The 25808-nt window shown below is 55.2% G+C and carries 17 protein-coding genes; 2 read left to right on the top strand and 15 right to left on the bottom strand.

All coding sequences use genetic code 11. The features are described from left to right. The first annotated feature begins 405 nt into the window (after positions 1-405). Complete coding sequence (locus MKY86_RS25530) at positions 406-2565, top strand: glycosyltransferase (RefSeq protein WP_076084993.1); 2160 nt, start codon at positions 406-408, stop codon at positions 2563-2565. Between the two features lie 116 nt (positions 2566-2681). Here MKY86_RS25530 and MKY86_RS25535 read toward each other — a convergent pair whose 3' ends face one another. The 14 genes from MKY86_RS25535 to MKY86_RS25600 form a co-directional block, all read right to left on the bottom strand. After that, positions 2682-3062, bottom strand: a complete 381-nt coding sequence (locus MKY86_RS25535) for a hypothetical protein (RefSeq protein WP_076084996.1) — start codon at positions 3060-3062, stop codon at positions 2682-2684. Positions 3063-3388: 326 nt separating this feature from the next. After that, complete coding sequence (locus tag MKY86_RS25540; protein ID WP_340827572.1) at positions 3389-4279, bottom strand: glycoside hydrolase family 43 protein; 891 nt, start codon at positions 4277-4279, stop codon at positions 3389-3391. A 33-nt stretch (positions 4280-4312) separates the two neighbouring features. After that, positions 4313-6154, bottom strand: coding sequence for a glycoside hydrolase family 127 protein (locus MKY86_RS25545; protein ID WP_076084999.1), 1842 nt, complete (start codon positions 6152-6154; stop codon positions 4313-4315). Positions 6155-6172: 18 nt separating this feature from the next. Next, positions 6173-6943: a carbohydrate ABC transporter permease gene (locus MKY86_RS25550; RefSeq protein WP_076085052.1), complete on the bottom strand. Its 771-nt coding sequence runs from the start codon at positions 6941-6943 to the stop codon at positions 6173-6175. 56 nt (positions 6944-6999) lie between these two features. Continuing rightward, on the bottom strand, positions 7000-7887 hold the full coding sequence (locus tag MKY86_RS25555) for a carbohydrate ABC transporter permease (protein WP_076085002.1): 888 nt from the start codon (positions 7885-7887) through the stop codon (positions 7000-7002). Between the two features lie 21 nt (positions 7888-7908). Then, positions 7909-9312: an ABC transporter substrate-binding protein gene (locus MKY86_RS25560; RefSeq protein WP_076085005.1), complete on the bottom strand. Its 1404-nt coding sequence runs from the start codon at positions 9310-9312 to the stop codon at positions 7909-7911. Between the two features lie 127 nt (positions 9313-9439). Further along, a complete protein-coding gene (locus MKY86_RS25565) occupies positions 9440-11206 on the bottom strand; it encodes a cache domain-containing sensor histidine kinase (protein WP_076085008.1) in 1767 nt (588 codons plus the stop codon). Further along, positions 11203-12798 (bottom strand): response regulator, encoded by a 1596-nt coding sequence (locus tag MKY86_RS25570; RefSeq protein ID WP_076085011.1) that lies wholly within the window; start codon positions 12796-12798, stop codon positions 11203-11205. The genes MKY86_RS25565 and MKY86_RS25570 overlap by 4 nt, the downstream gene beginning before the upstream one ends. Before the next feature lie 82 nt (positions 12799-12880). Continuing rightward, entirely contained in the window at positions 12881-13042 is a 162-nt protein-coding gene (locus MKY86_RS25575) for a hypothetical protein (RefSeq protein ID WP_340827573.1), read from the bottom strand. Positions 13043-13088: 46 nt separating this feature from the next. After that, the gene (gene yunB, locus MKY86_RS25580; protein WP_076085055.1) at positions 13089-13925 is read right to left on the bottom strand and encodes a sporulation protein YunB; all 837 of its coding nucleotides are present in this window, start codon (positions 13923-13925) and stop codon (positions 13089-13091) included. Between the two features lie 1498 nt (positions 13926-15423). Further along, positions 15424-16038 carry a TVP38/TMEM64 family protein gene (locus MKY86_RS25585; RefSeq protein ID WP_076085014.1) on the bottom strand — a complete coding sequence of 205 codons (615 nt, stop codon included), beginning with the start codon at positions 16036-16038 and terminating at the stop codon, positions 15424-15426. 208 nt (positions 16039-16246) lie between these two features. After that, positions 16247-17131 (bottom strand): glycine betaine ABC transporter substrate-binding protein, encoded by an 885-nt coding sequence (locus MKY86_RS25590; RefSeq protein ID WP_076085017.1) that lies wholly within the window; start codon positions 17129-17131, stop codon positions 16247-16249. Positions 17132-17146: 15 nt separating this feature from the next. Then, entirely contained in the window at positions 17147-17983 is an 837-nt protein-coding gene (locus MKY86_RS25595) for an ABC transporter permease (RefSeq protein ID WP_076085020.1), read from the bottom strand. After that, entirely contained in the window at positions 17980-19179 is a 1200-nt protein-coding gene (locus tag MKY86_RS25600; RefSeq protein WP_076085023.1) for a quaternary amine ABC transporter ATP-binding protein, read from the bottom strand. Before MKY86_RS25600 ends, MKY86_RS25595 begins: the two co-directional genes overlap by 4 nt. A gap of 257 nt (positions 19180-19436) precedes the next feature. Between MKY86_RS25600 and MKY86_RS25605 the strand changes: the two genes are divergently transcribed. Further along, entirely contained in the window at positions 19437-19991 is a 555-nt protein-coding gene (locus MKY86_RS25605) for a GbsR/MarR family transcriptional regulator (RefSeq protein ID WP_076085026.1), read from the top strand. A 680-nt stretch (positions 19992-20671) separates the two neighbouring features. Here MKY86_RS25605 and MKY86_RS25610 read toward each other — a convergent pair. Beyond that, a complete protein-coding gene (locus MKY86_RS25610) occupies positions 20672-25783 on the bottom strand; it encodes a carbohydrate binding domain-containing protein (protein ID WP_143803885.1) in 5112 nt (1703 codons plus the stop codon). Positions 25784-25808: the final 25 nt, after the last annotated feature.

Genomic DNA, 25808 nt, shown 5'->3' on the forward strand with positions numbered 1-25808 from the left:
TTGATTCTTCCCTCTCCCCTTTTTGGGCAGATTTAGTTGTACAGACTACAGTTATACAATGAAAGCTTCCCTTTTCGCTCGTTTTACATGTACATTCTGCAACTATCCCTGCATAGTCCGTTTTTATTCAGCAGAGTGTCAGTTGCCTGGGCGTTGCGGACTGAGGGGCGTTTATTTTGCAGAAAATGCATGACTGGCAAGAGTTACGGACTCCACGGCACTTACAGGCGGATATGCTGCCTTAAATCATCGGTTAGAGTGATAATAGGTTCCTCTGAGTCCGCAACTCCGTAAAAAGTGCTGTTTTTTTGAAAATAACGGCTCTCCAGTCCATAAGGGGTATACCCGCTTGCTTTGCACTCCCGCTTTTTCAATCAGATGCTGTTAGGAAGGAGCTTACAGACCATGGATACTCCCGGGATCTCGCTCTGCATGATCGTAAGGAATGAGGCGCAGCATCTGGAGCAATGCCTGCTGTCTGTTCAGGGTATGGTCTCGGAGATTATTATCGCTGATACCGGATCAGAGGATAACAGTATGGCTATCGCCGGCAGGTTCGGTGCCCGGGTAATCAGGCTGCCCTGGGAACACGATTTCTCCAAAGCCCGTAATCATACCCTACAGCTGGCCTCCTATGGGTGGATTCTGGTGCTGGATGCAGATGAAGCCCTTGCTGACTGGAAGCCAGAGGAGTTAAAGCTTCTGCTGGAATCGGAGCATGCGGACGGGTATTTCCTGCCTTTTATTCATTATGTAGGTGATGCCTCCGGGCGCGAATACGTGACAGACAATGTGTGCAGACTCTTCCGAAACGATGTACGTATCTGTTTTCGCGGCAGCATTCATGAAGAGGTAGCCTCCAGCATCTGGAGCCTCCCCGGAGGACATATTGCTTATGCCCGTCTGCCTGTCCACCATTACGGCTATCTGGATGATGAGCTTCAGCGCAAAAATAAAGCCAGCCGCAATCTGCAGCTGATCCACGCTGCTCTGCGGCTTGAACCGGATAGCGTTCCTCTGCGGTACGCACTGGGCACGGAATATTACCAGCAGGGGCAATATCAGGCTGCGGCGGGCCTGCTGCTGCCGCTGCTGGAAGAAGCTCAGCCCGACTCCGGCTATACCGCCGACCTGTATCTCAAAACAGCTTTTGCCCTCCAAGCGGGCGGGCGGCCTGCGGACGCGGAGTCTGTCTATCAGGCCGGGATTGGGCTGTACGCAGATTTCACTGATCTGCTGGAGAGCTATGCGGGTCTGCTGCTGGAGCAAGGGCAGGTATGGCGGGCGTACCCTCTGCTCCAGCAGGCGCTGGACAGCGGGGATACCGCACATAAATACCCTTCCTCTTCCGGCAGCGGAACCTACCGCACCCGCCTTTCCGCCGGGCGGGTCTGCGAGCGGCTGTTCCTCTACGAGGAAGCAATAGAGCATTACAGACAGGCGATCGGCTACGCGCCTGATGACGTAACCGCCTGGGAGCAGCTGGCCACGCTGTGCCTGCTGTCCGGGCAAGCGGAGCAGCTGACGGTGTTCACGCGTCAGCTGCTCCCTGCCCTGCCCCGGCGAGTGCTGATCCGGCTCGTGCCGGCCGCACTCAATGCCCGCGCCGCCCCATGGCTTGCGGCGCTTCTTGCAGCACCGCATCTGCCGGAGGATATCCGGCAGGTGCTTCAGGTGCTGCTGGGGACGCTGTTCCGGGACCCGGAACAGCCCGGGACCGCATCCGCCGCGCTTGTGCGGATGCGGGAGGATACGCCGGATAACCCGTGGGTATCCGGCTATCTGTGGGCCTTGTCCTGCCGCAGCGGCGGGATCGCCGCGGCAGGACAAGGCCTGGGGCGGCTGGCGGAGCTGCCGCCCGGGCTTGCAGCCATGCACCGCCGGCTGGCGGGGCAGCAGCCCGGCCCGGCGGAGCATCGGGCAGGCTCTAACAGCATGCAGGAGCACCAAGTCGCCTCCCCCCATGCTGAAACCAGCCATTCCAAGCTGCCACAATGCCAAACCGAAGAACAAGAAGACCCTTCTGTTCCGGCAGAATGTTCCTTCCCGGCCCCCGATATCGGCAGCTTAGCCGATTCGGAACACCGCGCAGACACACCGCTGAGCTTCGCGGATTTTTCTTACGCAGCACAGCTTCTCCTTCAAACAGGTGCTTGGGACACATTGCTCGTGCTTGGCAGGCCCACTATCGCTGCACGCTTTCTCTGGAGCAGACTTCCCCTGCCGCTGCTGCAAGGAATGCTGCATGCACCTGCTTCATTTAGATTACAGTGGTGTGCGGAATATACCGGGCAATCTCAGCACCATAGATTGCCCGGGGATGCTGCCGAATGGCTGCTCTATGCAGCCATAGCTCAATCCTGCGGGCAAGCTCCACAGTTTACGTCAGACGATGAACAGACGCTACTGCAATCCGGCAGCGCTGCCGCAATCACTGGCCTCAGTTATTACATGCTGCTGCTTGCAGCGGAGGTTCACCCGGAGGGGAGCATCGCCGCTACTGGCAGCATTCCGTGGCTGCTGCTTGTGAAGTCGGTGCTTCAGGGTGGGGATGACGGGAGGTAACAATGTCTGAAGCTGCGCTTGGTTTCAAAGCTTTACTCATTCTCTTAACACACTCATAGGGAAAACGAAAGACCCTGAGGGGTAGCTCCCTCAGGGTCAACTTTAGAACTTTCTGCTCAGTTATAAATATTATACTCTTTAGCAACTACCCACCCATTAAGACCATACGAAGCGGAGATCACATAGTAGTTATAATTTTCATGTAGTAAATATTCGAGTAAATCCGCTCTTTTTTCATAATAAATCGGCCAAGCGGAGTCCTTTTGGTGCTCTAACAATTCCTTATTACTTTTGACAAATCGACTTATTTCGAATTGGCTAATATCAAGAAGAATACTCCCTTGCAACTGCGTTTCAAACATATGCGCCAAGACATCAATAAACTCAATCCTGACGGGAACCTCATTGTCTTTGCCGCCCAATGTTTGGAATGTAATTTTTGACTTTTGCAAATCAACTGTATAAGAAACAATTTCATTATCATGAATATTTTGCATTTGTCCCCAACCCCCCAGTGAAAATCCTGCTCAAAATACAACATCCCCCTGCTCATCCCGGCTACATTCCGAAATTACTGCATAAAAAGCAGGATTTTTCATCCTCCAAACGCTTAGCGGGGGGCAATTCTTGCATTTTATACAACAACTCTATCATATCTCCGGATATCCCGGTCTCCGAGTTGCAATTTGTACAACATTATGGGAATAGAGTGGTGAAAAACATTAATTGAATGACGCATTCCCCTCCAGCATTACGACAAAAGAGGCCCCGTCATAGCCAAGGCCTCATTCATCCTATATTCACCTACGATAAGCCGACAAGCTTACCACCGGTCGGTCATCCTTACCGGCTTGATAACGCCTGCACCGAATTCCAGTCTGTCGATGCATAACATGCGGTTGCCCGGCTCCCGGTCTCCGATGATTCTGCGGTGATAGACGATCAGCCATTCATCACGGTCCGGCAGATGCAAATATCCATGATGGCCGGGGCCTTCCGCCACCGGCTCCTGCCTCTCCAGTATGGTCCCCAGGTTCGGGAATGGACCAAGCGGGTTGTCGCTTACGCCATAAGCGACCCGATAGGTCCCGTTGGTCCATCCGCCCATTGACCACATCAGATAATACAGGCCGTCCTTCTTGATCATACACGGCCCCTCCACATAACCAGGCGGAGTGACGGAACGGATGACCTCTCCGTCCGGGAACGGAACAAACCCCGTCATCTCCTCATTCATCCGGGCCACGTTGCAATGGCCCCAGCCCCCGTAATACAGATAGATTGCACCGTCCTCATCCTTGAACAGATGAGCGTCGATCGGCTGCGCGCCGTGAACGAACCCGCCGATCAGCGGCCGGTGGAGATACCCTCTGTAGGGGCCTTCGGGAGCATCCGCAACAGCAATCTCCAGCCCGCCGGCTTCGCCGTCCTTCTGGATATCGTTCGAGGCAAAGACCAGATAATGCCGGCCGTGATGCTCAATCTGGGTCGGAGCCCATACCGCTCTCCAGATCCAGGGGAAATCCTCCATTTCGATGATCCCCTCGTGGGTCGTCCAGTGAAGCAGATCCCCGGAACTGAAGGCATCCAGATTCATCTGCCGGGTATATTCCGTGAAGGATCTGGTGGCATACACATAATGCCTGCCCCCATATGTTCTGGCCTCCGGGTCAGCATACCAGCCCGGGATAACCGGGTTCGTAATTCCGCGCAAGCGAATCTCCTCCTTTGCTCTGCACTAGCGAATTCAAAACCTGTACAGGCCGCTTCCTTCCGGTTCCCGAATCCAGACCTGCATGAAACCGGGCGCTCTGTTATCCCACGCGTAATAGGGGATGAACCTGAGCGGCCTGCCGTCTGCATCCCGGCTCTGCAGCACTGTTACCCCGCCCAGCAGCTCCGGCAGGTGCTCCACCTGGAACTTAGCCCCGGCCGGAATGGAGAAGGTATCATAGGAACGCCCGGGATGGTCCACCTGCTCCAGACAATATACAATAGGTCCCCGCTGCACGGCAACCCGCCCTCTGTCCGCCTCCACCTCCGGTCTGGCCCGCACCCTATTCACGGGCATATCCAGCTCGAGCACAACCTTATCTCCCCGCGACCAGTTCCGGTCCAGCACCAGATACCCTTGATCGGTCAGGGAATCGGGTCCGCCGATACTGATGCCCCCAGCCTCCAGCCGGTATCCCCTGCACCACTGCGGCACACGCAGCCGGATACTGAAGTGGGCATTTGCGGCAGGATTCACTTCAAGCTCAATCCGGCCCTTCCAGGGATACCGGGTGCTTTGCTTCAGCCTGACGCCCAGCCCGCTGCCCAGCACCAGCTCCGCTTCGCTGTTCATATATTGATTCACCGCCAGGCCGTCCTCTGTCACAGCATAGGCGTATTGGCCCAGGGAAGGCAGAAAGCGGGCCAGATTGGTCGGACAGCAGGAGGTTTCAAACCAGGGCACACGATGATGCCCGCCCTGTGAAGCCAGCGGATTCTCATAGAAATACTGATCCCCAGACAGGGAGATCCCCGACAAAGCGCCGTTATACATCTCACGCTCTACCACATCGGCATATTTGCCGTCCCCGAACGTCAGGTTCATCCGGTGATTCCAGAACACCATGGCGATAGCGGCGCAGGTCTCGCAATAGGCGGTCTCATTGGGCAGGTCATAATCGGAAGTGAAGCCTTCATTATGTCTGGACGGCCCAATGCCGCCCGTTACATACATGTTGCGCTCCACCGTATGTGTCCAGACCCGGTGCAGAGCCTCCGCATAAGCGGAATCGCCGGAAGCATGGACAATATCCGCCATTGCCGTATACAGATATACCGCCCGGACGGCATGGCCGGTGACCTGCTTAATCTCGCGGACGGGAACATCGTCCTGGCAATACCGCGGTCCCCACTCCGGATTGTCCCAGATCGCGCCCTTGCCGTGACCATGGCCGCGCTCCTCCAGCAGCCACAAGGCCAGCTTCCAGTAGCGCTCCGTCCCTGTGGCGCGGTATAGCTTCACCAGCGCCAGCTCGATCTCCTCATGCCCCTCCACCCAGTGCCGCTTGCCCGGGCCGAACACCCCGTCAATATGATCGGCCAGACGGCAGGCTACCTCCAGCAGCTCACGCTTGCCGGTCGCTTCATAGTAGGCAACCGCCGCTTCGATCAGATGGCCGCCGTTATACATCTCGTGCTTCTCCATGTCCGTCCACTTGCCCTCAGGATTCTCCAGAGTGAAATAAGCGCACAAGTATCCGTCTGCTTCCTGCGCAGCCGAGATCAGCCCGATGATCCGGTCGGTCTCAGCCTCCAGCGCCGTATCCCGCTCTGACATCAGGGCATAGGCCACGCCTTCAAGCACCTTGTAGACATCCGAATCATTATAATATTTGCCTTCGTAATGCCCTTCCAGCAGTCCCCCGGCCTTGGCGAAGTTCCTGATGCGGCCAGTATCCTCACATTTGGACAGGCAGTCCGGCAGTGTGGTCTGCCGGAGCACCTTCAGGCGCGGCTTCCAGAACTCGTCATTGATAGTTACACGGGTGAAGGACACGCCCTGCCAGGCATGAATTCTCGCTTGTTGCTCTGCCATTTCCGTTTTCCGCCTCCTTTATCCTTTTAATCCTGTTAAGGTTATGCCCTCCAGAAAGTAACGCTGTCCGGCCAGAAACACAATTACACAGGGCAGAACAACGGTGGCCGAGGCCGCCATCAGCAGATCCCACTGCGCGGTGTAGGTCCCCTGGAACATTTGCAGGCCCAGGGCGAGGGTGAAGAGACTGTCGCTTTTCAGATAAATCAGCGGACCCATAAAGTCATTCCAGGAGGCCAGAAAGCTGAACAAGGCGACCACGATGATAGCAGAGCGGCTTAAAGGAAAGATGATCCGGGTATAGATCTGCCAGTAATTCGCCCCGTCCACAAAGGCTGCTTCATCGAAATCGCGCGGAATCGTCAAATAGAATTGCCGGAGCAGGAAAATATTGAAGATCCCCCCGCCGAAATAAGCGGGTACAATGAGCGGGTACAGCGTATCGTATAACCCCATCATCTGCCAGCCGAGGAAGCTCGGGATAATCGTGACTGCCGCCGGCAGCATCATGCTGGTCATCAGGATCGCGAACACTGTATCCCTGCCCTTCCACTGAATCCGTGAGAATCCGAACGCTCCGATGCTGCTGGTAATCACGGTCCCCACAAGCACCGTAACTACGATAATCAGCGTGTTCTTGAAGAACACATCGAACGGCAGCACCGTCAGCGCCTTGTGAAAGTTGCTCCATTGAAACGGCTTCGGTATCCATTCGGGAGGCATGGTGAAAATCTGCGACAAATTCATCAGCGAGCTGCGGATCAGCCAGACAAATGGAATGATGAACATGCCGGAGATCAGGATCAGCGCTCCGTAGCCTGCGGTAAGTGAAAGCTTCGATGGCCTCAAGTCCGGTCCCCCCCTTCGTAATACACCCACGACTTCGAGGTTCTGAACACGATGAAGGTGAAGAACAGAATGATGATGAACAAGATCCAGGCCAGCGCAGATGCATAGCCCATTTCGGCATCCCGGAAGCCCGTTCTCCACAGATAAAATACATAGAACAGACTCTGGTTGTTCGGTCCGCCTTGCGTCAGAATGTAAGCTTCGTTGAAGACCTGAAAGGAACCGATAATGGTCATGATGGTATTGAAAAAGATCGTCGGGGTGACCATCGGAACCGTCACATGGCTCAGCTTGCGGAACCAGCCGCCCCCGTCCACCTCAATCGCTTCGTAATACTGCCGGGGAATGCCAGAGAGTCCGGCGAGGAAAATAATCACCGTGCTGCCGATGCCCCACAGCGTGGTGAGGACCACCGACGGGATGACGCTCCCTTCCCCGTACAGCCAGTTGCTGGTCGGCAGATGCAGACGGCTCAGCAGCGAATTGATGAGGCCCAGATCGGGGTTAAGCAGCCACATCCAGATCATGGCCGAGGCCACTGCCGGCACAATACTCGGAAGGTAGATGATCGTACGGAAGATCGCCCTTCCCTTCACATTGAGATTCAGCAGCAGCGCAATCCCGAAGGAGAGGAGAATCACCGCAGGGACACGCAGCACCACGAAATAGAAGGTGATCCCCAGCGATTTGTAGAACAGCTCATCCTCCCCTGAGAACAGCCGTGTGAAATTATCCAGACCCACAAAGGCGGTCTGTTCCTTGAACACATTGTAGTCGGTCAGGCTGAGCACCAGACTGGCGATCATGGGACCCAGCGTAAAAATGGCAAACCCAAGGATGGCGGGGGCCGTGAATAACAGCCCATAGAACATTCCCTTTCGCATACCGGCCTCCAGTCTTGTTGATTATTCCTTGATATCGCGCCGCCCCTTAATCTGGGCCTGGGCCTTCGCCGCGATGGAGTCCATCGCTTCCTGGGCCGTCTGCTGGCCGAGCCATACCTTATCCAGGGCGGGATTGACCAGATCCATAATATTGTTGAAGTTCTTCACATATCCGGTCGGTGTCTGATGACCCTTGCTCAGAATCACATCCACGATGGCTTCTTTATAGCCGGACGGTCTGGCATCCAGCTTCTCTGTCCATTTGGCCAGCAGTGCAGGATCGGTGTACCAATCCTTAGGTGAAGGCATCCAGGTTCCGGCTGTCAGCATATCAATGGAAGCTTCAGGATCGAGCAGCGCCTTCAGCAGCTCCCAGGTCTCCTGGGGATGCTTCGTGGATTTGAAGATGGAGAACATGCCGCAGACCACGGTGGTAACCGGTTCCTTCATGACAGGCATCACTCCGACATTGAAGTTGAACTTCGATTGGGCGAGGCCTGCGCTTGCCCATTGCCCGTCTACAGTCATCGCCACCTTCTTGGTCTGAAGGGCCACATTCGTTGCCGGAATATTTTTGGACTGCACAGGTGAAGGGGAGACATGATGCACATTCATCAGATCAGATATTTTCTGGAGGGCTTCCACCGCTTCCGGCTGGTTCAGGCCGAAGGTTTTGCCGTCCGCCGAGATGAAATCCCCTCCGTTGGAGTAGATAAAGTTGCTGTATACGCCCCACCAGGTGGAGATATTTGCGCCGTATTGCTTGATTTTTGCCGGATTGAAGCCCTCCTGGTCTGCCGTCTTGCCGTTCGTGTCTACTGTGAGCTTCTTCGCGACTTCGACGAATTCATCCCAGGTCCAGGCATCCGCCACATTGGACGGAGGAGGTTCAATACCGGCCTCCTTGAAGATATCCTCATTGTAGAACAGGCCGAAGGATTCAGGCCCCGGACCGATCCCGATAACATTGCCCGGCTCTAGCGAGTAGGTAATATTGGGAACCAGCGTATCCGGACTGATATCGGCATCCGTATCCAGGAATTCCTGAAGATTATAGAATTTGCCCTGCTCCGCCATCGGAAAAGCAATGGTGCCCGATTCCATCATGGCAATGTCCGGAACATCATTCCCGGCGACCATAGTCGTCAGCTTGGTATCATAATCGGCGGCAATATGCTGAAGCTCGACCTTGACGCTCGGATGCTTGGCCTCGAAATTCTGAATCGCTTTTTTATAAGGAGCCACTTCCTCCGGTGAGCCCCAGACCGTCATCCGCAGCTTAATATTCTCCTTCGATCCGGAATTCCCGGAAGATGCGGAAGTGTCAGGGCTTGCAGTATTAGACTTCGAGCACGCAGACAGCACAGCGGCAAGCATCAGAACCAGAGCCAATGTGATGAAGACTGATTTCCTGGGTTGCGACATATTCCAAGCCCCTCTCGATTTCTAAGTTTAACGGGTTCATAGCTGCAGTCTATGATGCCTTTATTATAAAATATAAGATAGCGCTTACATAACCCTAATCTCTTTGGATTGGTGGACCGGGATTGGCTTATAGCGGCAAAGTAATCACTACCTTCGTGCCCGTTCCCGGAGTCGAGAAGATGGATATCCCGTACTCGCCCCCGTAGGTCATCTGAATGCGGTCAATAGTATTCTTAATGCCCACGGAGGAAGATTTCTGATACAGAATCCTGTGTACCGTCTCCGCACTCATGCCCCGCCCGTTGTCAGCTACCTCGTAATGCCGGGTTCTGCCGTTAATCCAGCCGCGGATTCCAATAAGTCCGCCAGAGCCGGTCTGATCGAAGCCGTGAAGAATCGCATTCTCCACAAAGGGCTGGAACAGCAGTCTCGGCACATCGTACGCCAATAGCCGAGGGTCCATATCATACTCCACGGTGAACTTGTCCTCAAAGCGGATCGACATAATATAGAAGTAATTACTCATCCAGCTCATCTCTTCGGACAAAGGTACGGCGTCCCATGTCTTCCGGGAGGTATAATGCAGCATGTTGGACAGACAGACAAGCATCCTGCTAAGCTCCTGCTGATCATTCTCAATCGCCGTCCAGTTCATCACATTCAACGTATTGTACAGGAAGTGCGGATGCATCTGCATATTCAGCGCCTGTATCTCGGCCTCCTTCTCCTTCAGCTTGATCTCGTAATTCTCCGTCACCAGCAGGTGAATCCGGTCATTCATCCGGTTAAAGCGCTGGGTCAAAATGCCGAACTCGTCATGGCTCACCACATCCACGCGGGTCTGGAAATCTCCTTCGCCCACCGATTTCATTGCGCTTAACAGCCGCTTGATGGGCTTAGTGATTTTACCTGCAATGAAGAAGGCGAAGACCAGAGCCACGATCCCCATCACAACGGCCAGCACGGTAATCGAGGTGCGGATCACCGGCACAAAGCTGCTCACCAGCCCTGCCTCCGGTATCCACACCACAGACATCCAGCCGGTCACCTCCGAACGGTCGAAGCAGACGATCACCGCTTCGCCGTCCAGCTTCATTCTCCGTGCCCCGCTGTTCTCCCGCTGCAGCTTGTCCAGCCCTGCCTCCTTATAGATCTGTGCAACCTGACCCGGCTCACTGCTGGCGACTACCCTGTCCTGCGGATCAAGCACCATGTAGCGCGAGTTCCCCGGAAGGCTGTCTGCATACAAGGATTTAAGCACCTCGGATTTGAAGCTTATGGCAAGTACGGGGCGTTCCACTCCGGCATCCATTTTGGCAAGCTTCGTATTGCTCAGATAGGTGAAATCCAGCAGGCGTGTGGCCGAGAAAAGAAAACGGAACTCCAGATTCCCGCTTTGCAGATAGGGCTGGTTGAACATGGACGCGAACTCATAAGTCGGTATCCACACCAGCTTCCCTCCGGCCTGCCGGGCCATACGGTAGATATCCGATTGCGTCGGCTCACCTTGAGGCAGGGGTTGTCCGAAGGTGAAATAAGAGGTCCACAGCTGGTAGGCAAAGATATCCTGGTTCTGGGAAAAGGTTTTGCCGAGCACCGCCGTCACCTGCCGGTCGGCTGCGAACAGCTCCGCTTCATTCGCGGGGTCCAGCTGGTTGAAGATGCGGAACAGATCCTTATCGAGGAACAAGGACATGCTGTTCTGGTCCACGATCCGCAGCTTGGTGTCCATAACTTCATTGTTCTTCCTGACAATCTCATACACATTCTTCTGCGCCTGCTCTGTAATAATCTTCAGGCTGGTCCGGTAGAACAAAGCCCCCAGAACGAGCAGGGGAATGGCGATCAGCAGAATATAGCTGGCCAGCAGCCGGTAACGGAAGGTGATCTTCATGCCTCACGTTTCCTTTGCGACAGCGCGTGCTTATAGGCTTTGGGCGACATGCTGTAATACTTCTTGAATACGCGGCAAAAATATTTCGTATCCTGAAATCCGCATTCCAGGGATATCTCATATATTCGGAGCGGCTCCCCGGCAAGCAGCACCTTGGCCCGCTTCATCCGGGCCGCCGTCACATGCTCAGAGAACGTTTTTCCCGTCCTATTCTTGATCAGTGTACTGAAATAGGAGGGGTTAAAATGGAAATGCTCGGCTGCCCGCTCCAGTGTGATGTTCTCTCTCGTATGTTCCTGTATCCAGCCCAGGCATTCAGCAGTCACCGCCTCGCCCTTATCCTGTCTGAAGCAGGCCAGGGCAAGATGCACTTCCCGGAGCGCATTCTCCAGATGGTCCACCAGCTCCGGGTACGAGCGGCAGGAGCGGATAAGCATCGCAGCCGTACCGGTCAGCCTCTGCTGCGCCCTCTTATCCAGAATGTCCTGATGCTCACTCCGGATCTGCAGCAGCATCAGCGATGCCTGCTCCTTCAGCAGCATAGGACTGGCATGTCCACCGTCCGCAAGCTGACAGAGGGCTTCCCCGCAAGCTTCCAGAACAAACGCAGCATCATCCATTTTCAACGCCTCATAGACCTTGCTCCAGTCAGGAACGGCCTCGCGGGAAGAAAACCTGATCTCATCAGAAAACAGCAGCCCCTGCCGGAAATCATAGAAGTTGTAACTGTTGGCCGTTCTGGCCGCCAGATAGGACCGCGGCGCTTCCTCCCGGAGGGAACGGCATTCCGGGCCAATCCCGTGGGTGAGCTCTCCGGTATGCGTCCAATCCGCCGCCAAGGAACGGGCGATGGACCGGGCTTCTTCCCGCTTGTCCCCGGTAAGGGCTTCCAGGGTAATCAAGGTAACGGCGGCAAGAGGGCCTTCCTCCATCACCCCGCTCAAGGGTATCGTGATGGCTTCCCCCCACCTGCTCCAAGCCTGCTCCAGAGCACGGATGAACACGCCGCTGTCCTGCCTCTCCCCGCTGTCCCCGCAGGAGTTCAGCTCCGAATACACTGCGACACCGCTCTCCCGCAGCCAATCATAACCGTCCAGCTCCGCCAGCTCGGCCAAGGACGCACTTCCGTTCAGCCAGGACAGCATGAGCCGGTTCAGGTAGGCGGAAGAAGCGAGCTTAAGCCGGTGCTGCATTTCTTCCTCTTCACGGCGCTGCCTCTTTTCCGCTGTCAGCAGAAGGTCGATCCGGCTTAGGACATCCGCTACCTGGTCAATCTCCACCGGCTTCAGCAGGTAATCATAAGCCCCATAATGAACTGCCTTCTGCGCATACTCGAACAGATTGTAAGCGGATACCATTACAACCCTGGTCTGGAACCCTTCGTGCTTAAGCCGTTTAAGAAATTCAAGCCCATCCATTCCGGGCATACGGATATCAGTCAATATAGCTTCCGGGTGGTGGGCTTTCACCATTTCCATAGCGGACAAGCCATCCTGCGCCGCCACCACCTTATCCTCCGGCCGAAGGCGTCCGATCAGATTCACCATCCCCCTCAGATGTCTGGGCTCATCATCTACAATCAATATTCTCATTCGTCTCAGCCCCCCAAGATTGGCTTACAGCCCCTGTCAGCCGCAGTGTTGCCCTTATTATAGAAGTCATTGCGGTTCATTCCTAGTGGATTCCTGTTGGAACGGTGGATTTGAAATAGATCATGCGTACGTTCTTCCAGCGCGCCTTCTGCACGCCCAATGTGGTCGGTTTTTCGACTACATTGGAGTCACTATAATTTCCTGTATAGTAACCCAAAGGGGCTGTCCCAAGCAGCCATTTCATGGCTTTTGGGACAGCCCCTTCATTTCACACTCTGATCTCCTGTTCTTTAATCTGTGCCGCCCGCATTCCCTCCGCCGCTCCCGGCGTTTGCGCCCGGCGCAGTGTTGCCGCTTCCCGCAGGCGGCTCAGTCTCCCCGCTGCCCGCATGTCCGCCTGATCCGCCGGAGTTGGAGCTGCTGTTAGCGCCTGCTGGTGTACTGTCCACGCCGGAGCTGCCCTTCTCAGTACTCTGCGAAGGGGCTGGGATGGCGATGCCCGGGGCGCTGCTGCCGTTCTCGCCGACAGGCTTGCCCTGATTGTCATAGTAGTACATTGGAACGTCACCGACTACCATCAGGTAGGAGACGGGGATCTCTGTGTCCACCACCTGCGGCTCCATATCAAATGGAATGACGACGGCTACCTCGGTAACAATATGAATAAAGACTTCAACGAGAATCATATTGATTCCGGCATTCTGCTGCCGTGTGTTCAGCTCGACCTTCACTGCCCCCTGCGGTTCCACCTTGATTGGAATATCCGGACCATAGGAGGCAATCAGCGGGCTGCCGAGAGCCTGCCCGAGCGGAATATATTCCGTCCGGTTATGCAGCTCCTGCAGCGTGGACTGGATGACTTCGGCGGCCTGTGAGGTAATCCGCATGTGCTCCTTGTAGTTGAGCATGAAGCCGGAGATTTTGCCGTTCTTGTCTGTCTTCCAGTCAATCAGCGCTTCGGCATTCCCGCCGTCCGCCACCTGGGACGTAATCGCCTTGTTAATGGATTCCGTGGCGATCTGCTTCACCCGGATCTGTGCCAGATGGAGAATCGGCGGCTTCAGATGCTGCTCCACATAACGCAGCCCCTGCAGCACCGCCAGAAGCAGCAGCAGGCTCAGAACGATCCAGAATCTGCCCCGTCTGCGCGGCTTCCGCCCCTTGTCCCCGGCAGCTTCCTGCCGCTGCCCGTCCCTGCTGCCGAACAGGCGGAACCCACCGCCCGCACGCCCGGCCTTGCGCCAGACCCGCTGGCCCGGAGCGCCCGCTGCTCTCCCGGACGGCTTCGCTGTCCCGTAATCCGCTCCGCTCCCGTCCAGCCGGACGCCGGACCTGGAGGGCTTCGCCACGAAGCCCCCGCTCCGCCCCCAGCTCCGGCCAGCCAGCCCGACGCCGGGTCTTGACGGCTTCGCTTCGAACCTTGCTCCCGAACCCGCGCCCGTCGGCCGGATTCCCGCTCTGGACGGTTTGGCCTTGAAGGCCTGGCGGCGCCCGCCAGACCCCCTCAGACCGCTTCCGCTGAAGTCCGGCAGACGCAGACGCCCGAAGAGCGGTACGCCTGTGCTCCGTTTCCCCCATTTTCTGATTCTGCCCATGCCCTGCCGTCCCTCCCGACATTCCTGCGGTCAAGCCGCCTCTGTACTACTAAGCTATTCAGCACCCGTACGAAATAACCCCACAATGTGGGGCTTTCGCTTTGATATATCTGGTCCATTCTGAGAGTTGTCTCCCTCACCGCCGCTTGTATGGAGCAGCATTGTTGCACTTCTTGCAGGATTTCTCTAAATTTGTTACTGTCTGGGCCACATGGTATTCGCTTTTCCTCATACATCCGGCCCACACGCCTCTGCCGCACCGAATGTAGTCGGTTTTTCGACCACATCCGCCCGCACGGCTCTGCCGCACCGAATGTAGTCGGTTTTTCGACCACATTCCGCCCGCACGCCTCTGCCGCACCGAATGTAGTCGGTTTTTCGACCACATTCCGCCCGCACGCCTCTGCCGCACCGAATGTAGTCGGTTTTTCGACCACATCCGCCCGCACGGCTCTGCCGCACCGAATGTAGTCGGTTTTTCGACCACATTCCGCCCACACGCCTCTGCCGCACCGAATGTAGTCGGTTTTTCGACCACATCCGCCCGCACGCCTCTGCCGCACCGAATGTAGTCGGTTTTTCGACTATATTCCGCCCACACGCCTCTACCGCACCGAATGTAGTCGGTTTTTCGACCACATTCCGCCCGCACGCCTCTGCCGCACCGAATGTAGTCGGTTTTTCGACCATATCCGGCCCACACGCTTCTGCCGCACCGAATGTAGTCGGTTTTTCGACCATATCCGGCCCACACGCCTCTGCCGCACCGAATGTAGTCGGTTTTTCGACCATATCCGGCCCGCACGCCTCTGCCGCACCGAATGTAGTCGGTTTTTCGACCATATTCGGCTGCTCGGTGAAATTAGCGCAGTCATTCCTATTACTGATCCAGAATATAGTCATCCTGCCGATGCTCCAAGACACTTACCCCCAACTTTATGTACAACTTATCCACATCGGACGCAAATCATAATTTCCTAATCCACAAAAAAAGAACATCCCCGCGGCAGCACACCGCAGCAACGTTCTTCTAATGCCCCGCCCGCTTGCGCTTATCCTCCTGAAGATGCCCCCAATGCAGCCGGACAAAGATAGCAAGCAGAATCAGCATAAATACGCCATACCACAACAGATAACCGTTCCAGTCCTCACGCGGGACAATGAGCGAGGAGCTGAGCGTACCGAACAGCCAGATATAAGACAGATTGCCGAGCACCGTCCCCCAGACAAAAGCCGCCGGCTTCATCGGAGACACGGCTGACATCAGATTGATGATATTGCTGGGCACAATCGGAATCGTACGCAGCAGCACCAGGGTCCAGATGCCGTAACGGTCCAGAGAGGTCTGCCATTTCTCATACTTCTTGAGCTTGTAGCCCCATTTGCGGTCGAACCAGTCGAAGAGATAGCGCCGGAAGAGAAAATAGACGACAACCGCGCCCAGGTTGCAGGCCAGCCAGCTGACAGCCATCCCGCCGATCACTTCGAATACAGAGACATGGAGCACAATCAGAATCGCCAGGGGGAAAAATCCGAACAAGCTTTGCAGCACGGCGAGCGGAAAGGTAGCAAAAACAATATACGGGCCGCTAAGTCCCAGACTTTGCAGCAGCCAGTCAATCCAGGCATTGATGATCTCGGTCATGGAGCGCTCTCCTTTCCTGACTCTTAGCAGCATGTAAAGGAACCGCTCTTTAACGTTGAAGAAAAACACCCCTTGCGGGGTGTTTATTGAACATCTAACTATAGATTCTGCGACATAAGCGTACAAGTTACAGAATTGTTGCTTATTTTCTCTCATCATAGCACACATCGGTCATCGCCGCCAGATCACTGAACCCTACAGAGTTCACTTAAGCAGAGATGCCAGCCGTCCACTCATTAACCTTAGCTTCATTGCTCTCTACCCATTCCTTGGCCGCTTCTTCAGGCGATTGTCCGCCCTGAATCTTGACCATAACCTGCTCCATATCCTCTGCGGTCCATTTGAATTGGCTCAGGAACTTGTGCACATCCGGCATATCTTCCTTCAGACCTGAGCGGACCATGGTATGAATCTGCTCGGCACCGCCGTAGACATTCTTCGGATCGTCCAGGTACTTGAGATCCATATTGGCGAACATCCAGTGCGGCGTCCAGCCTGTCACTACAATCGGTTCATTCTTGTCAAAAGCCTTCTGCAGCTCCTGCGCCATCGCCGCCGATGAGCTCTCCAGCAGCGTATAATCGCTCAAGCCGTAGGCTTCGAGCGCTTTTTCCGTGGCCGTCATAATTCCGGCCCCCGGCTCAATTCCGATAATCCGCTTATCCAGCGTTGCCGCTACTTCCGCATTATTCAGATCTTCAATGGAGTTGATCTCCATATAGGCGGGAACGGCAAGCCCGGTCTTCGTTCCATCCAGATTCACACCGGCATCCTCAATGTCCTTGCCGTATTTCTCCAGATAAGAGGCATGTGTGCTTGGCAGCCAGGCGGCTACCATGGCATCCGCGCTTCCGTCCGCAATCCCGGCCCACATCGGCCCGGCATCGACCTGCAGCATCTCCACCTTCACGCCGAGCTTCGTTTCCAGCACTTCCTTGACTACGTTAGTACTGGCGATCTCGGAATCCCAGGCCACGTAAGCCAGCTTCACCGTACTGTTAGTATTGGACGAACAACCAGCTACCAGAATTACTGCCATTAGCAGCATCAGCAAGACCAGGGGTCTGCGCTTTATCGATTGGATTCTTTTCATATTAATCATACACTCCTATTCTTGTGGTTTGGATTTGAAGAGCTTCTGGGTCAGACGATCCAGCAGGATGGCAATAATAACAATCGCAATCCCCGCCTCGAAGCCCGCACCCGTCTTCGCCTGTGATACTGCACGGTATACATAGGCACCTACACCCTGGGCACCGATCATGGACGAGATGACGACCATAGACAGCGAGAGCATAATCGTCTGGTTAATCCCGGCCATAATGGTCGGAAGCGCGATCGGCAATTGCAGCTTGAACAGCTTCTGCCCTGCGGTTGAACCGAAGGCATCCGCCGCTTCCACCAGCTCCGGTGAGACCTGGCGAATCCCCAGGTTCGTTAACCGGATCGTTGGCGGAATAGCAAATATAATAGAAGCAATGACGCCGGGAACGACCCCCAGCGAGAAGAACGACACGGCTGGAAGCAGATATACGAACGCCGGCATCGTCTGCATGAAGTCTAAGATAGGGGTGGCAATGTTCTGGAAAGTCCGGCTCTGTGCACACAGCACTCCGAGCGGAACCCCGATCACTACAGCCAGCAGAGAGGCTGTCAGTACCAGGGCCAGCGACTGCATCGACGGCCCCCATAATCCAAGATTGTCAATCAGGAGCAGTCCGACCACCGCAAACAGCGCCATCCGCCATTTGCCGATCCAGTAGGCCAGAACTGCGATCAGAAGGGTCAGCACCATGGCGGGCAGGAAATTCAGCGCCGCATCAATCCCGCTCACCATTCCGCCAATCACAGCATGAATGATATCAAATATAGGGCCGAAGTAGGTCGTGAGCCAATTTTCAATCCATTCTACGCCCTTACCGAGCGGTATTTTGGGTAAATTCATGAACCAATTCCTCCTTCAGGAACCGCGTTACCGGCCAGGGCAGACAACACGGCCCCTTTGATAACAATGCCCTTCAGCTTCTCGCCTTCCCCAACTACAGCAACGGGCAGATGCGTCTCCGACATTAGCTCGAACAGATCATTCAGCAGGGTATCCGGCTGAACCCGGGGAATGTCCCGCAGCATCACATCCAGAATACTCCGGTTCTCCTTCAAGGCCTGTGAGGCATTATCCGCTGTCAGCAGACCTTGCAGCCGCATCTCATTATCTGCGACATACAGGCTGGAGACCCCGCTGTCCCGCATGAGCTGCAGGGCTACCCGGGGACCGCGTTCCGGGCGGATCATCTCCGGCTGGCGCATCACATGGGAAGCGGTCAATACTTTGGACAGATCCACATCCTCCACGAAGCGTTCCACATATTTGTTCGCAGGCTGAATCAGAATTTCTTCCGGCGATCCGATCTGGACAATGACCCCGTCTTTCATCAGGGCAATACGGTCCCCGATCCGCAGCGCTTCATCCAGGTCATGCGTGATGAAGACAATCGTCTTCTTCACTCTGGATTGCAGCTCCAGCAATTCCTGCTGCATATCCTTACGGATCAGCGGATCAAGCGCACTGAAGGCTTCATCCATCAGCAGAATGTCAGGATCATTGGCCAGACCGCGCGCCAGACCGACACGCTGCTGCATGCCTCCGCTGAGCTGATCCGGACGGTGATTCTCCCAGCCCTTCAGCCCCACAAGCTCAAGAGCCTCCATCGCCAGGCGGGTTCGTTTGCTTCGCTCCACACCCTGGACTTCCAGTCCGTATTCTGCGTTAGCCAGCACACTGCGGTGCGGGAACAGCGCGAACTTTTGAAAGACCATACCGATATTCTTCCGCCGGAATTCCCGAAGCTGCTCCGGATTCATCTTGACAACATCCTTACCCTTGAACAGCACCTGTCCTCCGGTAGGCTCAATCAGCCGGTTCAATAGACGGACGAGCGTGGACTTACCACTGCCCGACAATCCCATAATGACAAATATTTCTCCCTCTTCAATGCTGAATTCGGCTTTATTCACACCGACCGTCAGCTTGGCTTCCCTGGCGATCTTTTCTTTAGACCAGCCTTGTTCTAATAATGGAAGCGCCCGTGCTGCATCATGACCGAATACTTTGGTTAACTGCTTCACCTCTATAATTGCCATGGTGACCTCCTTCTCTCCCTTTATACTTTCGTGTTAACGCTACTGACCTAGTGTAACGGACTTACGAAAAAATAAGCAAAGCGCATATTCGGTTAAAATTTAGTGTACAGTTTTAACTTTACAAACTTTACGTATAGTATACTCTGTTTAACGCCGTATTCCGTTAATGATGAATTCTTTACTTCTGGATAGGGATTTGATTACAATACAATAGGAGAGGCATGCAGCCTGTCAGCCTATTCCTCAGGAGGGACATCATGAACGATTTAGAGGGGCTTTTGCCCGAGCAAATAGAAAAAATCAGCAAAGCCCGTGAACGGGTCATCGACTCTATCGGCAAAAATATGGATTTATACGGCATCACCCTGTCCATCGGGCATTTATACGGTTACATGTACTTTAATGAGGGCCCGGTTACACTGGATGAGCTAAGCAGCACCATGGGCATGAGCAAGACCTCCATGAGTACTGGAGTACGTACCCTGCTGGATTTGAAGATGATCGATAAAGTCTGGGGCAAGGGCACCCGCAAGGATCTGTTCGAGGTGGTTCCCGACTGGCATCAGAACTTCAGCGATTACTTCTCTATTAAATGGAGAAAAGCAGTTGAAGGGAATATGACCGCCCTTAACAAATCACTCGCCGAAATCCGGCAGATGCAAATCGATTACGCGGACGAGCCCGACCTGTCGCGCCTGCTCCACACCGACGAGCTCAAGATTGAGGAAGCCATTAAATATTACCGCTGGCTGCTGAAGCTGATCGAAGCGCTGGAGACCGGCAAGATTTTTGAATTAATCCCTAAAGAATAATATCAGCTATTGGCGTTTAAACTATTCTGCTCATGCTGAAAAGGCTGTCACCAAAAGCCATGAAATGGCGCTTGGGACAGGTTTTTTATTTGGAGTTAAAGGAATTGAGGAGTAGGATTAACGTGAGCACTTGGGTGGACGCTGCGTGAACGGACCGTTGTTCCGTCCACTCCGCTGTTTAAGCGGGAAATGGAACTGCCTATTCTGGACACCCGCACGCTGGAAAATGTATGCTGTTTTCCACATACATTCGGGCCATCGCCTGCGTTTGAGCACAATGTATACTGTTTTCCGCATACATTCGGGCCGTCGCCTGCGTTTGAGCATAATCTATGCTGTTTTCCACATACATTTGGTCCATCACCAGCGTTTGAGCACAATGTATACTGTTTTCCACATACATTTGGCTACAAGCGTACGCTCCAGCAAATGTATGTTGTTTTCCGCATACATTCGGGCCATATGCCTGCGTGCGAGCACAATGTATGTTGTTTTCCGCATACATTTGGGCCATGCGCCTGCGTTTGAGCACAATGTATGCTGTTTTTTACTTTCATTTGATCCCATATGATGCTTTATCAGGGAAACTATAGTTTCCATACAAGTATCAAAACGGCCGCGACCCTTGAATTCAAGGATTGCGGCCGTTTTCACTTGCTATGGTTCGTTCTTTCGTTAGCTTACGGGTTCTCGATCAGACTGACATCATCGATGTAGATATGATTGCCTGCTTCGATAGCGGCATTCGTCTCTGCGCTGTTGCCGGGATTCAGCCCCAGCAGAAAGACCAGATGAACACCTGCATCGGTCCCGCCGTTCATGGTGAAGGTGTAACTGAAGCGCTGCATTTCGCCAGTTAATGAAGCCGCGGTTGTCTGCAAATATTTCGTGTAATCCCCTCCGAAATGCTCGACTGCTACTTCAATCAACCGGGTGATATCCGAACGGGCGCTGAAGGCCAAGGTATAGCTTTTACCCTGAGTGAGCTTCAGATCCCTGTAATCTACCTGGGCGGCATAGTTGGCAGATCCCGTGAAGGCCAGCGATACCTCAAGCTCGCCATTCTGGACTGCGGCATTTCCGGCGCCCTCGAAGTACTGGGTCCAGCCCTTAAGAGCCGGCTGTGCATCGAATGCGCCGTTATCCAGTGTGCCGCTGGCAGGCTCCGTGTCCGGTCCGTCCGTTACCTTCCTAAGCAAGATATCGTCAAAAGAAATCGTATGCGCCGTATGGTTAGCCGTCTTATCCTCACCCAGCGTCGCACCGATCAGATAATTTAGCTTCAGCGGATTGTCATTCGTCACACTGAACTGTGTGCTGTAAGTCGCCCATGTGGCAGTAATGTCGAACTTCGCTTGGGCTGCCTGGGCAGAGGTTCCGCTATACTCCACGACAATCTGCCGGGGAACGGTAGATTTCGCTCTGAAGCTCAGCTCATAGGTTGCACCTGCTTCAAGCGGGATTTTCTCCTGATAGAGCTGGGTGTGCCAGGCTTGTGACCCGGCCGCCGTGATCAGCACCTCCGCTGCTCCGTTCACCACTTGGAAGGACGAGGCTCCGCCTTCGCCGGACCAGGTTGACCAGCCTGAGCTGCCGCTGGTGAATGAGCCGTTAACGACCAGATTGTTATCATTCGCCAGTATAGTCTGAACCACACTGGCGTTGACATACCCTTCGGCTTCCACGGTAATGATATAGCTTCCCTCTGCGGGGAAGGCGGCAGGCTGAATTGTAATTGCTCCCGTTCCTACATGGTACAGCTCCGCCGCAAGCGTAACGCCATTCACCTTAACGGACTTAATGCTGCCTGACCATTCTGGCTTATCGATGAAGATAAGCTCAATCGGCTGTGATACCCGGTTGGCTGTGGAATCTGCGAGCAGTTCCTGCGGCTTCGCCGGGGCGTCCTTGATCTCGAATCGCACATTGTCGATGATGATATCATGACTTTGCGGAACGCTCACACCCCCTACCTTGCCAAGCAGGAATTTCAGCGAGAGCATATCATTCGCCCCCTGCCGGAATTCGAACCGGTAATGCTTCATCTCTGGTGTCAGCTCCACCGTCTTATCGATGGAAGGGGAATAGCTCGCATTCTCTGCCTTCACATTGATCTGCCGGACCACGCTGGCACTGGCATCGAATTCAACCACATAATCGAGGCCCGCCGCTGCCTTCAGGTTATTCTGGAAAAGCATCACCGAATACGCCTGATTGCCGGTGTTCGTAATACTGAATTTCGCTGCCCCATCCGCCGCTGCCGCAGTGCTCTGGCCGCCGTCTTCTGTCAGCAGCCGCTCCCAGCTCGTAAGCCCGAAGCTGAAATCGCCGTTCAAGAGCGGGTAATAGGTCAGATCAGGATCATAATAGGAGCTGGTGCGTACCAGCACGAATTGATCCAAATGGACCGTTCCGGTGCTCCCGCCAAGCCGCAGCACGAATTGTCCGAGATGATCCGTAGCTCCCGTGAGATTCTTGAACACCGCCTCAACCTGCTGAGGTCCCGCACTCAGCTGTACCGGCTCCGAAGCATAGACTACGCCGTCATTGCCTTGCAGTTCGACTACAGCTGTCCTTGCGGAGAAGCTATCGGCCTCGAAGGTCAGCTTGTAATCCTGGCCTTGCACCAGGAAGATTCCCTTCTGTTGCAGCGTAACCTCGCTGCCGCCGGTGTCTGCGTCTGTAATGTCCAGCTTCAGGCGGCCGTCAGCCTCAACCCGCGGAGTAACCTCCGCACCTCCTGAAGCATCGATATGCCAATAGCTCATCCGATCCGGTTCCCCCAGATCAAAGCTGCCGTTGTAGAGGTGGTTGCCGCTGCCGAGCGGCGCCTTGGCGCTGTCATGATCGAAGGGAATACTGCTGATCTCTTCAAGCCGTGCATTGCCAAGCCATACCGGGGAAGCATTGGTCCCCAGATTGAACTCGATTCGCGCGGCATTGTCCGAGCTCTCCTTCATCTGGAACATCGTCTCGTAATGCTGAAGCTGCGGGGTCAGCGCTGCCTTGAACGCTGGAGAATAAGACGGGAAGCCAAGCGGTGCGCCACCTGTCAGCCGGGCGGTCAGCTCGCGGGCCGTATCCGTTCTGGCATCGAAGCTTAGCTTGTAGAATCTGCCCTTTGCCAGCGACACAATCGCCTGCGGCTGGATCGAATAAGAGTTGCCGCCCGGCTTCAAGATGTTTACCTTGAGCAGATTCACGCCGCCTGCCTGCTCAAGAGATAGAGCCGCATCTGCGCCTTCATCTTTATAGAGTACCCAGTGGGCTGTATTCGGGATGCCCATCCCGGGATCTCCTTCTACCTGCTCCGTGAACCCGCTGTTATAAATGAAGTTCCCGTCTGCCAGCGGCGGCTTCGCTCCCTCCAGATAAGGCTCCTTAGCCAGCTCCACCGGTACCGGCTGCCGGTATTCGCGTCCAGTCAGCTCATAGATTCTGACATAGTCAATCTCCATGGAACTCGGAAATACGGTCTCATCCGTAGGGTTACCGTCAAAGTTGCCGCCGACTGCCAGATTCATCAGCAGGTGGAACTTCTGGTTGAACGGTGCCGGATACGCATTGATAGCCGGCTGTCCGCTGCTTTTGCTGTACCAGTCATTCTTGGTCGAGAACAGCACCCCGTCCACATACCAGCGGATCTCTCCCGGCTCCCACTCAATGGAGTAGGTGTGGAACTCTTCAATGGTGGAACTGCCAGGCAGCACATACTCCTTGCCGGAATAGACATTATCCGGCCACTGGGAACCATAATGGATCGTTCCGGCAACCACATTCGGACGGCTGCCCCAGCCTTCCATAATATCCAGCTCCCCGGAGGCCGCCCAATTGCCGTACACATAATTCTCCGGCAGCATCCAGATCGCCGGCCACAGTCCCTTGCCAGCCGGAGCTTTCGCCCGGATCTCGAATTTGCCGTACATTTTGCTGTACAAGCCATTGGTCTTAATTCTGGTGGAAGTGTAAGGCTTGCCGCCTATTGCCTCCTTGCGTGCGGTAATGATTAGCTTACCGTCCTGCTCTTTCACATTCTTCGGATCATTGGTGTAATATTCCAGCTCATTATTGCCCCAGCCCGGATTCCCGACAGCGGTGCCGTCTCCGAGATCATAGGTCCACTTCGCAGGATCAATGACATTGTCATCGAATTCATCATTCCACACCAGACTCCACGGATCACTGCTCGGCGCTGGTGTCGGCGTTGGACTTAGTGTTGGTGACGGCTCCGGTGTCGGTGTCGCTGTCGGTTCCGGCGTAGGCTTCGCCGTTGGCTCCGGCGTTGGTTCCGGCGTAGGCTTCGCCGTTGGTTCCGGCGTAGGCGTAACCACCGGAGTCGGCGTCACTTCCGGCGAAGGGGGGACAGCCGGCACAGCCGTCGCCGTCTCCCCGCCACCGGCGGCAACAGGCGGCTGGCTGGCCTGCGGCGAGGCCAGATTGAGATTGCTGCGGCTGCCCGGCTTGAGAGCGACGCCCCCGGCTGTGACAGCTTCGGCCTGATTCAGTACGATGCCGAAGCTGCCGCTGCCCAGAATCACAGTGCCCCGGGCACCGGCTGTAAGGAGCAGCTCAGCCACCTGCGCCTGATTCATCAGCACCAGCTTGCCGGGAGTGCCCCAGATCAGCTTGGATAGCTTGCCTGACAAGCTCAGCGTGAGGTTGCCGCCGGCCGCATCAGCGGTGGATACAACCCCATAATTGCCAATAAGAGTGACCGTCTGCTCCCCTGGCGGGAGGACAACACCAGTGAATCCTTCCCCGGTAAGCGCACCTTCTTCAAGGATAGCACCGGAATCAAGCTGCACTGTTCCGGCTGTTGTCGTCCCGCTGGCAACGATGCGGACACTCCCCTTCGGCTTCGCCACCTGCACAGCCCCAAGGCTGCTGTCCGCAAGGCTCACTCCCTGCCCTCCGCCGCCGCGAATATAGGTTGTGCCTGTAACCTGCACCCCCTGAAGCCGGATCACTCCTTCCCCGATCCCCTCGGTAAGATAGAGATTTCCTTCTATAATAGTGTCCCTGAGTGTAATATCCTTATGGCTCAGCACCACATTGCCCTTCACCCTGCCCAGCTTCACTTCCCCGGCGGCGGAGCGCAGCTCCGTCACCAGTGTATCCGCCAGCTTCGCCAGCTCGGCACGTGTGATCCTCCCGTCCGGCTTGAATAAGCCTCCGGGATAGCCTTGCATATAACCGGCTGCCGTAAAAGCATCCGCCGCAGCGCTAACTGCGCTGTCGGCTCCCGCCAGGTCGCTATACATCCCCTTCGCTTGAGGCTCTGTCTCCAGCCTCAGTATACGCTGAAGCGCAAGGACCGCCTCCCCGCGTTTCAGCGGAGCCGCAGGTTCGATTCGCTGATCTGTGCCAGCGCTCAGATACCCCGCTGCTACCGCTTTGGCAATATCGTCCTTATACCAGGCGGCCGCCGGGACATCTGCCGGAAGCACAGCCGCCATGTCCGTATAGCCGAAGATACGGTTAATGATTGCCGTGAATTCTGCCCGGGTTACCTGCTGCTCCGGCCGGAAGCTGCCGTCCCCGTAGCCGGAGATCACCCCGCTGCGGCTCCAGCGCTGCACCGCATGTGCCGCCCAGCTGCCCTCTTTTACATCGGTAAACGCTTTCAAATCATTAGCAGCCAAGCTCCCGCTCTGCAAGGCGGCTGTGGTCTCCGCAGACGCTGTCAGTCTGCTCTGAACAGACTTCGCCTCAGCCCCTCCGCTGCCCAGCGGCGATAGAAGTCCCGTTACGATGACAGCGGCCGCTAACAACGCTGATATATTTCTTTTCATTCCGTGTATGCCTCCTCAGGATTAG

The organism is Paenibacillus sp. FSL R7-0333 (genome assembly GCF_038000365.1).
In the GTDB taxonomy this organism is placed as follows: domain Bacteria; phylum Bacillota; class Bacilli; order Paenibacillales; family Paenibacillaceae; genus Paenibacillus_AQ; species Paenibacillus_AQ silagei.